Below are 13,315 nucleotides of genomic sequence, written 5' to 3'. Positions count from 1 at the left end.
TCAAGGTCTCTCCGCCGAAGCGGCCGGCAGGACTACCCCCAGGGTTCCGTCCACGAGCACTTGCTGCCCGTCAGCCAAGGCGCTGGTGCCCGAACCGGTGCCCATAACTGCCGGAATTCCGTATTCCCTCGCAACGATCGCCGCATGCGAGCCGAGCCCGCCGGCGTCCACCACAACCGCGGCGGCCCGTTGGAACAACGGTGTCCAGGCCGGATTGGTGTACGGGCACACGAGGACCTCTCCGCTGCGCAGCCGTCCGAACTCGGCCGGTCCACGGATCACACGGACCGGCCCGGTCGCTTGGCCGCGGCTCGCTGCCGTGCCGGAGAGGAGGACCCCTTCCACCTGGCGGCCTCGGCGGCTCTGACGGCCTCCGCCGAAGAGCAAAGCCGGATCGAGCAGCGGGATGCCTTCGAGTTCGCGCCGCTTTGCCGCGCGAGCCAGTACCAGCGGCCGGAAACGGTCACGGAGTGAAGCCGGCAGCGCGCCGTCGTCGTTGTCTGTGATGGACTCCAGTTCCTCGAACCGCAGGTGATAGATCTCGTCGGACTCATCGATGACGCCTGCCATCACCAGTCGGCGGCCGAGCTCCCGGTAGGCCCGACGGATCGGCGGGATGGCTTTGGTGGCGTAGAAGTGGCTGTCCTCGCGGAACGCCATTCCGGCTTGGGCGGACTCGACGGCGGCGAGCACCCTCCGCCGCAGCGGTTCGAAGCGGAGAGCCGGATGGCGTTTCAATTCCGCAAGCGCAATCCCGCCCTGGTCAACTGTTTGGGGCCGCTCTCCGGACAAGGCCTTCACGAGACCAAGAACCACCTCGGGGGCATCAGACCACGTGGGCGAACTGCTGAGGACAACGCTTATGGTTTCGCGGTGGCCGTACTCGAGCTCGAACGCCTTGAAGGCCTCGCGGAAAGCGCAATGTTCGGGCCCATTTTCCACCAACTCCAGGAGCTCACGGGGTCCTGAATCACGTAACGCGCGGGACAGCCCGGGATCGTCCGCCGCGATGGAAGCGAGCCGTTCAAGGGCCCGGTTCGCCTGGCTCGTCCGGGTTTCCGCCCCCGCGATCAGCGCAGGCGCAAGCTTGATCCTGCCCAGGAGCAGAAGCATGAAACGCATTTTCAGCACCGGCACCGGAATGCCGGGCAGGTAGGAGACCCTCAAGTCCGTGATGCCCTGCATCCCCGCGAAGCATTCCCCCGCAAATGCAACCACCGCACGCCACCGCAGCGGGCCGAGGTCCTTGCCGTTCAGCCTTTCAATGTTATTGATAAACAGGGAGAAACGTGGATCCCGGGTCCAGGCGCCGGCTTTGAATCGCCTCGACCGGCGCAACAAGGAAACCGGTGCGGCAAGCGTTCGGATGGTCGGGCGCGGCACAGGCGGGATGAGCTGCACCACCACCCCGTCTTCCTCCGGCAGCAACTCCTCCACTGCAGGGAAGACCACACCTACGCTCCCGGCCATGCCGTGCAACATGGCGAGAATTCCCCGACTCATCCAGCCCGATACATCCAAGGGATAGGGCCGCTCCTGGAACATCTCGATGAAAAACGGCCCCACCCGACGTTGGACCGCGTTGAGGACGGGCGGTTGAGGCGGTAGCGCCGTCATCGGCCGCGACTGCAGTACGTATAGCGTTCCGCCGGCCGCCGCCCACTCGATGTCCTGAGGCCGGCCGAAATGCTGCTGGGCTTTGTTTCCCAGCATGGCCAACTCCGCCAATTCCTCCGCGGCGAGCCCTGGTTTCGTGCTTTGCGTACCGGAGCTTTCTCGCGTGCCGCCACCCTCAGCCGCGCTGATCACTACCTCGCGGCCACCGGGCGTGAAACCCAGCACTTTCCCCGAGCCGTCCAGGACATAGTGCTCCGGCGTCACCCGCCCGGAGACCACGGCCTCCCCCAGCCCGGGGTTCGCGTCCACCACCATTTCGCGGCGCTCGCCCGTGACCGGGTTCGCCGTAAACAGCACGCCCGCCATGGCGGCCGGCACCATTTTTTGCACGACGACGGCGATGGCCACCCCGTGCGGATCAATTCCCTGCCGTCGGCGATAGGCCATGGCCCGGTCCGTCCACAACGATGCCCAGCAATTGGCGACCGCCTGGACAACACCGTGCCCGCCCAGCACGTTGAGATAGGTGTCCTGCTGACCGGCGAACGCGGCTCCCGGAAGATCCTCCGCCGTGGCGCTGGACCGGACCGCGACCGCCCCGCCGCCCAGCTTCGCATAGGCATCGAGGATCTCCTGCCGCAGCCGGCCGGGCATTTCCGCCTCGGCGAAGAGGGCGCGGAGTGCGTCACCGCCGGCACCGTCGCCGCCGTCGGGCGCACCGCCGTCGGGAGCTTCATCAGGCCCGACGGACAGGAAACCGCTCAGTGCGGCACCCACGTTTGTTTCCGCCAGGAAGGACGAGTACGCGCCCGTGGTGATAATAAATCCCGGCGGCACTGGAAACCCTTTACGCACCAATTCCCCCAGCGCGGCACCTTTTCCACCGGCAATGGCGACATCCCCGACGCCGAAATCGGCCAAGGGGGCGGTAGCCTGCTGAGCCGTCTTGGGCCCGTCACGCGGTCCTGACGGCGGAGGGGACTCTTCTGTGTGCCGCTGGGAATCGTCCATGGCCCGGACCCCCGGAAATAGAGAACTGCTGGTTCTCTAAAAGCTACGCTCGCGCCAATCGCGGCACAATGCTCGGCGACGACAGCTCCAAGATGGGGGAAACGACGACGACGGTCCAGCACCGAGGTACGGGACCGTCGTCGTCGTAAGCCGGCAGGTGGTCTAGGCCAGGCGGGCCTTCAGTCCGTCGAGCTCGGAGAGGAGCGCGGCCGGCAGGGAACCGCCGAACTTTGCGTACCATTCCTCGATCGATGCCAATTCGGTCTTCCACTCGGAGGCGTCGACGCGCACTGCGGCTTCCACCTCGGCGGGGGTCATGTCCAGGCCTTCGAGATCGATGGACTCGCCGGTCGGCACGAAGCCGATGGGAGTCTCGACGGCGTCGGCCTTGCCTTCAAGGCGCTCGATGGCCCACTTGAGGACGCGGGCGTTGTCACCGAAGCCGGGCCAGGCGAAGCCACCCTCGGCAGTGCGGCGGAACCAGTTGACCAGGAAGATCTTGGGCAGTCGGTTTTGTCCAAGTGAGTTCGCCTTGGCAGACAGGTTGACCCAGTGGTTCAGGTAGTCGCCTGCGTCGTAGCCGATGAACGGCAGCATGGCCATGGGATCACGACGCACAACGCCAACGGCACCGGCCGCAGCAGCGGTGGTCTCGGAGGACAGCGTGGAACCCATGAAAATGCCGTTGGACCAGTCTCGGGCCTCGGTGACCAGCGGGATGGTGGTCTTGCGGCGGCCGCCGAAGAGGATCGCGGAGAGCTCCACGCCGTCGGGGCTGAAGTATTCCTCGGCGAGCATGTCGATCTGGTCGATCGGGGTGCAGAAGCGGGAGTTCGGGTGTGCAGCAGGCTTGTCGGAGTCGGGGGTCCAGGAGTTGCCCTGCCAGTCGGTCAGGTGCGCCGGAGTTTCCTCCGTCATGCCCTCCCACCAGACGCCGCCGTCGTCGGTTATGGCGACGTTGGTGAAGATGCTGTTGCCCTTGGCGATGGCACGCATGGCGTTGGGGTTGGTGCCCCAACCGGTGCCGGGAGCGACGCCGAACAGGCCGGCCTCGGGGTTGACTGCGCGGAGCTCGCCCTCCTTGCCGAAGCGCATCCAGGTGATGTCGTCCCCGAGGGTCTCGACCTTCCAGCCCTTGATGGTGGGGTCGAGCAGCGCGAGGTTGGTCTTGCCGCAAGCGGAGGGGAACGCCGCAGAAATGTAGTAGGTCTTCTGCTCAGGCGAAGTCAGCTTCAGGATGAGCATGTGCTCGGCCAGCCAGCCTTCGTCGCGGGCCATGACGGATGCGATGCGCAGGGCGTAGCACTTCTTGCCGAGGAGGGCGTTGCCGCCGTAGCCGGAGCCGAAGGACCAAATGGAGCGCTCTTCCGGGAAGTGCACGATCCACTTGTCGGGGTTGCAAGGCCATGCGACGTCGGCCTGGCCGGCTTCCAACGGAGCGCCCAGGGAGTGCAGCGCGGGGACGAAGAAAGCGTCGGTCTGCGTAATGCGCTCAAGGACGTCGGTGCCGATGCGCGCCATGATGCGCATCGAGGCAACAACGTAGGCCGAGTCGGTGATCTCGACCCCGAACTTCGGATCTTCGGCATCCAGGTGGCCCATGACGAACGGAATGACGTACATGGTGCGGCCGCGCATGGAGCCGGCGAACAGCCCGCGCAGCTTCAGCTTCATCTCGGCCGGAGCCATCCAGTTGTTGGTGAAGCCTGCGTCGTGCTCCTTCTCGGAGCAGATGAAGGTCTGCTCTTCGACACGGGCTACGTCCGCGGGATCAGAGAATGCAGCAAATGAATTGGGGAAGAGTTCTTGGTTCAGCCTCTTCAGGGTGCCGGCCGCGACAAGTTCGTCGGTCAGCTTCTTGTTTTCAGCTTCGCTGCCGTCAACCCAGTGGATGCGGTCCGGCTGTGTCAGCTCGGCTACTTCCTCCACCCAGGCCAACAGGCGTGCATGCGTAGTAGGTGCCTTCTCAAGCAACGGCAGTCGCGCCAGATCGCCCATCGTGGTTCCCTTCCTCGGGTTCAGTGGTGTGTCCTAAATGCTAGGGGTCGCGGAGTAGACCAATCTGGGTTCGGACATGGGATCTCTTGACCATTTCGGAGCAAAACCCCTAAAAATCAAGGATCCGCGTCACGGATACGCCAAATTTAGTGACTAAGGTCACATAGACCGGTCTAGTTAGGCAGATTACACCGCATCGATTTGGCACCAACAGGGATCTCGCGTAAAGTTTATTGAGGTTCGAGGGGGGAACGAGTTTGAAACTCCCGAGAATCACCAACATGCGCCCATAGCTCAGCTGGATAGAGCGTCTGTCTACGGAACAGAAGGCCGGGGGTTCGAATCCCTCTGGGCGCACAAATGAAGACCCGCACCGGGCCCGGTGCGGGTCTTTTTTCGTTAAATTCCGGGCCCAGGTTTGGTTTGCCGCAGCGTCCTCCCTGGGCTGCTCCGCGTTGCCCGCGCCTTCCTGACCCTCTTTGGCGCGCCACGGCCACCAAATGACGAGACTCGCCGTGTCGTAAGCGCTTTCTCAAACCAAAGAAGGTCAGGAAGGGCGGCCCTCCAGGAAACCGAAGGGCTCCCCCGCACTACCCGGCCAGGCCTACCCCCGGCATCGGCCTGGCGGCAAGCCGACGATACCCTCGTCTCCGGGGTTGCCCTCCAGCGAGACACGCGCGCATAGCCAAGGGCCGCCGTCGTACTTCGTGAAAAAGTACGACGGCGGCCCTTGAGCTTGGGTGCCAGGCCTTAGACTGCGACGGCCTCGCTGATCCGGCGGCGGATTCCGTCGAAGTGACGGTTGAGGAGTTCGGCAGCCGCGGTTTTGTCCCCGGTTGCGACGGCGGTGTAGATGCTTCGGTGCATGGCTGCGGTTGCTACAAGATCTTCGTTGTCGGAGCCGATCTCCACATGGATCTTCCGGTAGACCTTCCAGAAAACGCCCATGAGGTTGATGAGGATCTCGTTGTTCAGCGGCTCGAACAGCCGGCGGTGGAACTCGGCGTCGGCGGCTACGAAGTTCTCGCCAGCGTGTGCGAGCTCCTCCATCTGCTTGACGGCTTCTTCGATCAACGCGAGCTGCTCAGGGGTCATCACGTCCATGGAAGAGCCGATCAGTCCCGATTCGAGGGCCTGGCGCACGTCCACGAGTTGCAGGGCCTCGAGCCCTTGGTGGCGCAGCGACAAGCGGCCCCGGAACGTCAGGCCGTCGGCGAGCGCCTCGAAGTTGCTGGGGGCGACGAACATGCCAAAGCCGTGGCGGATCTCGATGACACCCAGGGCCTGCAGCACTTTCAGGGATTCGCGCAGGGTGTTGCGCCCTACCCCCAGAGCCACGGATAGTTCATTTTCCGTGGGCAAAGGATCGCCCGCCTCGAGCTCGCGCTCGAGGATCAACTCCATAATGTCCGACTGGAGGGCCCTGAGCCGGGCCTGTGCGCTGAACCGCGCCTGCGGAACGACACCGGAAGTGGTCATGGCTCTCCTTGCAAAAGTACTCATCCTCGGCCGGACCCTTTCAGGACCGGGGACAAGGAATCAGTGCAGTGTTAATGTTGAGGTGAGCCTAGCGCCCACCGTGGATATAGTGCTTCGCAACATACAATATCGGATGTCCCATCTCCTTGATAGATATTCGCCTTTATTTTTGACCGAGCCCCAGGCTGAACCTCGCAAGGTGAACCCGGGCGCAGCGCCCGTCGGGAGCACCCGCCGGGAGCGTCGCTGCCGCTCCTCGGGTCGCTAGTGATCCAGATCTCGCTTGACGACTTCATGTGACCACCCTTACAGTTTCTTTACGAGCATCGGATGTCCTACATCCGATAACCAGAAAACTTGAATGGTGAGGCATCTTATGAGCAACACGATTAACAACCTGCCGCTGGTCAGCGACGCCAGCCGACGCAACTTCCTCAAGCTGACCGGGGCGATTGGAGCCGCGGCAGCGTTCACGGCCAGCCTGTCCGCATGTGGCGGTCCTGCCTCCACCACCACGGGCGCAGCAAACAACACTGCGACCGTCAACAAGGACCTCACCATCGAAGCGGGCATCTCCTATGCACTGTCAACCGGGTTCGACCCGATGACATCCTCCGGCGCCACGCCGCAGGCCGCCAACCTGCACGTCTTCGAGGGCCTCGTGGAACTCCACCCGGCCACCCGCGAGCCGTATAACGCGCTGGCAGCGAGCGACCCCAAGAAGGTCAACGACACCACGTACCAAGTGACAATCCGCGACGGTGCCAAGTTCCACAACGGCGCCCCTGTCACCACCGACGATGTTGTCTACTCCTTCACCCGTGTGATGGACCCGGCCAACAAGTCCTTGTTCTCCCAGTTCATTCCGTTCATCAAGGACGTCAAGGCCCTCGATGCCAAGACGGTCGAGTTCTCGCTGAAATACCCCTTCCCGGGCTTCGGACCGCGAATCTCCGTGGTGAAGGTGGTTCCGAAGGCGTTGGCCTCCGCCGATCAGAAGGGATTCGATGCGAAGCCCGTCGGCTCCGGCCCCTACAAGCTGATCTCGGCCGTCAAGGACGACAAGATCGTCTTCGAAGCCTTCGCCGACTACAACGGCCCCAAGCCGGCACTCGCCAAGGGCATGACCTGGCTGTTGCTCTCGGACGCGGCCGCCCGTGTCACGGCAGTCCAGTCGGGCCGCGTCCAGGCGATCGAAGACGTCCCGTACCTGGACATGGACGGGCTCAAGTCCAAGACCCGGGTTGAATCCGTGCAGTCCTTCGGCATGCTGTTCCTCATGTTCAACTGCGCCAAGGCCCCGTTCGACAACAAGCTGGTCCGCCAGGCACTCCACTACGGACTGGACAAGGACGCCATCATCAAGAAGGCCTTGTTCGGCAATGCCAAGGCCGCGTCGTCGTACTTCCAGGAGGGCCACCCGGACTACGTCAAGGCCAAGAACGTCTACTCCTACGATCCCCAGAAGGCCGCGGACCTCCTCAAGCAGGCCGGCGTGGGCAACCTCGAGTTCGAGCTGCTCACCACGGATACCGCTTGGGTCAAGGACGTTGCCCCGCTGATGCTGGAATCCTGGAACAAGATCCCCGGCGTCAAGGTCACCGCAAAGAACCTGCAGTCCGGCGCTTTGTACTCGGACAGGGTTGGCAAGGCCGACTTCTCCGTGGTCGCGGCCCCGGGCGACCCCTCCGTCTTCGGCAACGACGCAGACCTGCTCTTGAGCTGGTTCTACTCCGGCGCCACCTGGATGGCCAAGCGCGCCTACTGGACCACTCCAGAAAGCGCCACCCTCCAGGGTCTGATGGACAAGGGCTCGCAGGCCGCGGCGGCCGATGCGAAGAAGATCACCGGCCAAATCGTGGATCTCGTCTCCGATGAAGTCCCGCTGTACCCGCTCTTCCACCGCCAGCTCCCCAGCGCGTGGGACGAGAAGAAGCTCTCAGGCTTCAGGCCGCTGCCCACCACGGGACTGTCCTTCATCGGCGTCGGCCGCACTTCGTAGCACGCCCAACCCAACTGACTCGCATTTGTTGTCGTTTAGACGGCTCAAAACGACACTTACTGCGAGTCAGTTGGGCAGGGCGCACCCCTTAGAAGCACTACCCGCGAGACCGCCACGCAGCGGCCGCACCAAAGCAACCGGAGAACAAATTGGTCATGATATTGCGTCTGCTTGGACGCAGGCTCGCAGCATTGCCCTTGATGATCCTGGGCATCACGCTGCTGGTCTTCCTCGTCCTTCAAGCAGCCCCAGGCGACCAGGCCAGCTCGGCCCTCGGCGAAGGCGCCAGCGAGGCCGCCAAACAGCAGTACCGCCAGGACAACGGCCTGAACGATCCCCTGTTCGTCCAATACTTCCGCTTCCTGGGCAGGCTCCTGCAGCTCGATCTCGGCGTGACCACTCCGCCGTCCAAGTCGGTGGCAAGCATGATCGCCTCGGCCTTCCCGCTGACCCTCCAGCTGACCTTCCTCGGCGTGATCATCGCCGTCGTGCTGTCCTTGGTTTTCGGCATCATCGGGGCCCTTTACCGCGACAAATGGCAGGACCAGCTGGTCCGGATCTTCTCCATCGCGGCGATCGCCACCCCGTCCTTCTGGCTTGGGATCCTGCTCATCCAGTGGTTCGCGCTCGGTGAGAACCCGCTGTTCCCCTCGGGTGGAATCGCGACGCCGGAGTCCGGCTTCGGCGGCTGGCTCAACTCGCTGGCGCTCCCGGCCCTCGCGCTCGGCATTCCGGTCTCCGCTTCCCTGATCCGCGTGGTCCGCACGTCCATGGTGGAGGAACTGGACCGTGACTACGTCCGGACAGCCATCGGCAACGGGGTCCCCTACCCCGAGGTGGTTTCCCGGAACGTCCTGCGCAACGCGCTCGTGACTCCGGTGACCGTGCTGGGACTCAGGATCGGCTACCTCCTGGGCGGCGCCGTCGTGATTGAAATGATCTTCGCCCTTCCGGGCATGGGCCAGCTGATCCTCAACGGCATCACCAACCTGGACGTCAACCTGGTCCAGGGCGTGGTCCTCACCATCTCGGTCACCTTCGTTCTGGTTAACATCGTGGTGGACCTCCTGTACCTGCTCATCAACCCCCGAATCAGGACGGTATAGCCATGCGCAGCAGACTTGCTGAACGGCTCAGCGCCCCGGGCGTCCGCTTCAAGTCCCTCCCTTGGGGATCGCGTTTTGCCCTCTTGTTCCTCGTGGTCATCGCCCTGGCGGCGATCTTCGCGCCGGTCATCGCGCCACACGATCCCCTGGAAACGTTCATTCCGGCGCAAGCTCCGGACGGCGACCACTTCTTCGGCACCGACCGCCTGGGCCGCGACGTCTTCTCCCGGCTCCTTTACGGCTCACAGTCTTCGCTCATGATCGGCCTCGGCGCAGTGGCCCTTGCGATCGTCGTCGGCGCTGTGCTTGGCTCGCTCGCTGCGACGTCCGGCAAGGCCGTCAGCGAGATCATCATGCGCCTCATGGACATCCTGATGGCGTTCCCGGGCATCGCCCTTGCAGCCGTACTCCTGGCCGCGTTCGGCAACTCGGTGCCCACCATCATCGTCGCGATCGCGATCATCTACACCCCGCAGCTCGCCCGCGTGGTCCGCGCCAACGTGCTCGCCCAATACGGCGAAGACTACGTCCGCGCCGAACGAGTGATGGGTGCAAACCGCCCCTACATCCTGCTCAAGCACATTGTCCGCAACACCGCCGCCCCGGTGCTGGTTTTCGCCACGGTCATGGTGGCCGACGCCATCATCCTCGAAGCCTCGCTATCCTTCCTCGGCGCCGGCGTCCAGGATCCCGCGCCGTCGTGGGGCAACGTGATCTCCTACGGCCGTAACCTGGTCCTCTCCGGAGGCTGGTGGGCAACCACCTTCGCCGGCCTCACGATCCTGCTCACGGTGCTTGCGCTGAACATCCTCGCCGAGGGCCTCACCGATGCCATGGTGAACCCGAAGCTGCGCAAGGCTCCAGTTGTGAAGGACGACGACGGTGCTGCCGCGGCCTTTGCAGGCGCGGCCGTGGTGGGTGCCGCCATCGATACTGAGATCGCGACGTCGGTGGCCCAGCCATCCGTCGTGGAACAGCACGAGCTCGACGGCGTTCGCGCCGCCAACGGCGATCCGCTCTCCGAAGAGGACTACGCGGCGTCGGTCCTGAACGATACTCGTGTCCTGAACAATCCGAGGCTCGCAATAGCGAATCCGCACGCGCTCCTCGACAAGGAACTCGAACTCCTCGCTTCCATCGAGGCGAAACGCACGGACCGGCTCCCCCAGGTGCCCGTCGACGCCCGGAACGTGCTGGAGGTCAAGAACCTGTCCATCCGCTTCCCCGGCCGTTTCGGCGAAACCGCGATCGTGGACAACGTCTCCTTCACTGTCCGCGAAGGGGAAACCATGGGCCTGGTGGGCGAATCCGGTTGCGGCAAGTCCATCACGTCGCTCGCGATCATGGGCCTCCTGCCAAAGACCGCCGAGATCACCGGTTCCATCACCTTCGATGGCAAGGAACTCCTGGATTCCAGCTCGAAGCACAGCAACGCCAAGGCCTATCACGGCCTGCGCGGCGAACAGATCGCCATGGTCTACCAGGATGCGCTGAGCTCGCTCAACCCGTCCATGAAGATCAAGGAGCAAATGACCCAGCTGACCAGGCGCGGCGGCCGCAAGTCCCCCGCCGAGTTGCTGGAAATGGTAAAGCTCGATCCCGTCCGCACGCTCGCCAGCTACCCGCACGAGCTCTCCGGCGGCCAGCGCCAACGCGTATTGATCGCCATGGCGCTCTCCCGCTCGCCGAAGATCGTGGTGGCAGACGAACCCACCACCGCCCTCGACGTCACCGTCCAGAAGCAAGTAGTGGAGCTGCTCAACGAACTGCGCGAACAGCTCGGCTTCGCCATGGTCTTCGTCAGCCACGACCTCGCCCTGGTTGCCTCCCTGGCGCACCGGATCACGGTCATGTACGCCGGCCAGGTGGTGGAATCCGCACAGGCATCGGAGCTCCTGCAGAACCCGCGGCACGAATACACGCGCGGGTTGTTGGGCGCAGTCCTTTCGATCGAGGCCGACGCCGTCCGCCTCCACCAGATCCCCGGCACTGTTCCGTCCCCGCGCGACTTCGCTCCCGGCGACCGCTTTGCGGCACGTTCGTTGAGGCCCGACGCCGACCCCAACCAGCAATTGGTCCTCGCTGTTGTTGAACCCGCGGGCGGCGGAGCGGACAGGGACCACTACTGGGCCAGCCACCTCAAGGAGGACGCAAAGTGAGTACTTCCCAACGGGACATCCCAGCCAAGCCGGTCATCGAGCTCAAAAACGTCAAGGTCCATCACCGGGCCCGCACCGGCGGCCTCTTCCGGCCCAACATCGTCAAGGCCGTCAACGGCGTGGACTTCAGCATCAGCCGCGGCGAAACGGTGGGCATCGTCGGCGAGTCCGGCTGCGGCAAGTCCACGCTCGCGTCAGTGCTCGTGGGACTCCAGGCCCCGACGTCGGGCGAGGTCCTGTTCCACGGCAAGCCGGCCATCAAACGCAACGCCCGGATGCGCAAGGAATTCGGACGCGCCGTATCCGTGGTCTTCCAGGACCCGGCCACGGCCCTCAATCCACGCATGACCATCCAGGACATCCTCACCGATCCCCTGCAGGTGCACGGTATCGGCAACGCCGCGTCCCGCTCTGCCAAGGTCAAGGAACTGCTGGCCCTCGTCGGCTTGCCGCAATCGGCTGCCGAGGTCACGCCGTCGCAGGTTTCCGGCGGCCAGCGCCAGCGCGTGGCCATCGCCCGCGCCCTCGCCTTGGACCCGGACATCATCGTGGCGGACGAGCCGACGTCGGCCCTCGACGTTTCGGTCCGCGCCCAAGTCCTGAACCTGCTGTCCGACCTGAAAACCCAGCTGAACCTCGGCATGGTGTTCATTTCGCACGACATCCAGACCGTCCGCTACGTCTCCGACCGCATCTGCGTCATGTACTTCGGACAGATCGTCGAGGAAGGCCCGGCCGCCCAGGTCTTCGACAATCCGAGCAACGACTACACCAAGAAGCTGCTCGGCGCCGCTCCCAGCCTGCTCCACACCTAAGTTTTTCCCATCCAGATCCAAGCAACGGAGATTTCTGTGTCTACTCAGTTCCAGGGCGTCATTCCCCCGGTCATCACCCCCCGCCACGCAGACGGCCGCGTTGACACCGCGTCCCTGAAGAACGTCACCAAGCACCTGCTCGACGGCGGCGTGTCCGGCCTCTTCGTGTTGGGCTCCTCGGGCGAGGTCCCCTACATGACCAACGAAGAGCGTGAACTCGTCGTCTCCACGATCGCCGACGCGAACGCCGGTGCGGTGCCGCTGATCGTGGGCGCCAACGAACAGACCACCAACCGCGTCATCGAAGAAGCACGCAAGGTTGTGGACCTCGGCGCCGACGCAATCGTGGTCACTTCCATGTACTACGCCATCGGCAACGCCCAGGAGACCGAAACCCACTTCCGCAGCATCCACGCTGCCGTGGACAAGCCGATCTTCGCCTACGACGTCCCCGTCCGCACCCACTTCAAGCTGCCCACCGACCTCCTGGTCCGCCTAGGCCGCGACGGCGTCATCGCGGGCGTCAAAGACTCCTCCGGCGACGACGTCTCCTTCCGCCAACTCGTCCTCGCAGCCAAGGACATCCCCAACTTCGACATCTTCACGGGCCACGAAATAGTAGTCGACGGCGCCCTCCTCGCCGGCGCCCAAGGCGTAGTCCCCGGCCTCGGCAACGTCGACCCCGCCGGTTACCGCCGCCTCTTCGACGCCACCCAAGACGGAGACTGGACCGCAGCCGCAGCCGAACAAGACCGCCTGGCCGACCTCTTCGACATCGTCTACACCCCCAACGGCCGAGTCTCCGGCGGCGCAGCAGGACTAGGTGCCTTCAAGACGGCCCTCCAAATCATGGGCATCATCGAATCCAACACCATGAGCGCCCCGATGCTCTCCCTCAACGCCGAAGAAGCCTCCGCGATCCGCACGATCCTCGAGCGCAACGGCCTGGTCTAAGGGGCGGCGCCGTTTCGCCCGCCTTTCGCTCACCCGAGCGGGGTTGCTGTCCGTTGGGCTGTTGGCTGCCGTCACCTTTCGTGGGTTCCCGTGGTCGGGTCGTGCCGCAGGACCAGTTTTGCCGTCCCTTAGACACCTCCCGACGCCGCATTACCGTCGCTGAGCGACGTCCAT

General features: G+C 64.2%; 8 protein-coding genes and 1 tRNA gene. 6 read left to right on the top strand and 3 right to left on the bottom strand.

Annotated features, from left to right (window positions below):
• Together AB4074_RS07040 and AB4074_RS07035 are read right to left on the bottom strand one after the other, a co-directional pair.
• Window positions 1–2,628: a PEP/pyruvate-binding domain-containing protein gene (locus AB4074_RS07040; protein WP_441412733.1), complete on the bottom strand. Its 2,628-nt coding sequence runs from the start codon at window positions 2,626–2,628 to the stop codon at window positions 1–3.
• Between the two features lie 162 nt (window positions 2,629–2,790).
• Entirely contained in the window at window positions 2,791–4,626 is a 1,836-nt protein-coding gene (locus AB4074_RS07035) for a phosphoenolpyruvate carboxykinase (GTP) (RefSeq protein WP_441412732.1), read from the bottom strand.
• 283 nt (window positions 4,627–4,909) lie between these two features.
• On the opposite strand from AB4074_RS07035, the gene AB4074_RS07030 reads away from it, so the two are divergent.
• Window positions 4,910–4,983 (top strand) — tRNA-Arg (locus AB4074_RS07030).
• A gap of 393 nt (window positions 4,984–5,376) precedes the next feature.
• On the opposite strand, the gene AB4074_RS07025 is transcribed toward AB4074_RS07030, so the two are convergent.
• Entirely contained in the window at window positions 5,377–6,105 is a 729-nt protein-coding gene (locus tag AB4074_RS07025; RefSeq protein ID WP_441412731.1) for a FadR/GntR family transcriptional regulator, read from the bottom strand.
• A gap of 361 nt (window positions 6,106–6,466) precedes the next feature.
• Between AB4074_RS07025 and AB4074_RS07020 the strand changes: the two genes are divergently transcribed.
• From AB4074_RS07020 to AB4074_RS07000, 5 genes are all read left to right on the top strand, one after another.
• Window positions 6,467–8,107: an ABC transporter substrate-binding protein gene (locus AB4074_RS07020; RefSeq protein WP_441412730.1), complete on the top strand. Its 1,641-nt coding sequence runs from the start codon at window positions 6,467–6,469 to the stop codon at window positions 8,105–8,107.
• Window positions 8,108–8,256: 149 nt separating this feature from the next.
• The gene (locus tag AB4074_RS07015; RefSeq protein WP_441412729.1) at window positions 8,257–9,213 is read left to right on the top strand and encodes an ABC transporter permease; all 957 of its coding nucleotides are present in this window, start codon (window positions 8,257–8,259) and stop codon (window positions 9,211–9,213) included.
• 2 nt (window positions 9,214–9,215) lie between these two features.
• Window positions 9,216–11,372, top strand: a complete 2,157-nt coding sequence (locus AB4074_RS07010) for a dipeptide/oligopeptide/nickel ABC transporter permease/ATP-binding protein (protein WP_441412728.1) — start codon at window positions 9,216–9,218, stop codon at window positions 11,370–11,372.
• Entirely contained in the window at window positions 11,369–12,187 is an 819-nt protein-coding gene (locus AB4074_RS07005) for an ATP-binding cassette domain-containing protein (protein WP_441412727.1), read from the top strand. Before AB4074_RS07010 ends, AB4074_RS07005 begins: the two co-directional genes overlap by 4 nt.
• A gap of 36 nt (window positions 12,188–12,223) precedes the next feature.
• On the top strand, window positions 12,224–13,141 hold the full coding sequence (locus AB4074_RS07000) for a dihydrodipicolinate synthase family protein (protein ID WP_441412726.1): 918 nt from the start codon (window positions 12,224–12,226) through the stop codon (window positions 13,139–13,141).
• Window positions 13,142–13,315: the final 174 nt, after the last annotated feature.

This window comes from Arthrobacter sp. 2MCAF14 (genome assembly GCF_052115645.1).
Lineage (GTDB): Bacteria > Actinomycetota > Actinomycetes > Actinomycetales > Micrococcaceae > Arthrobacter.
This window is presented reverse-complemented; position numbering and strand designations above follow the sequence as displayed.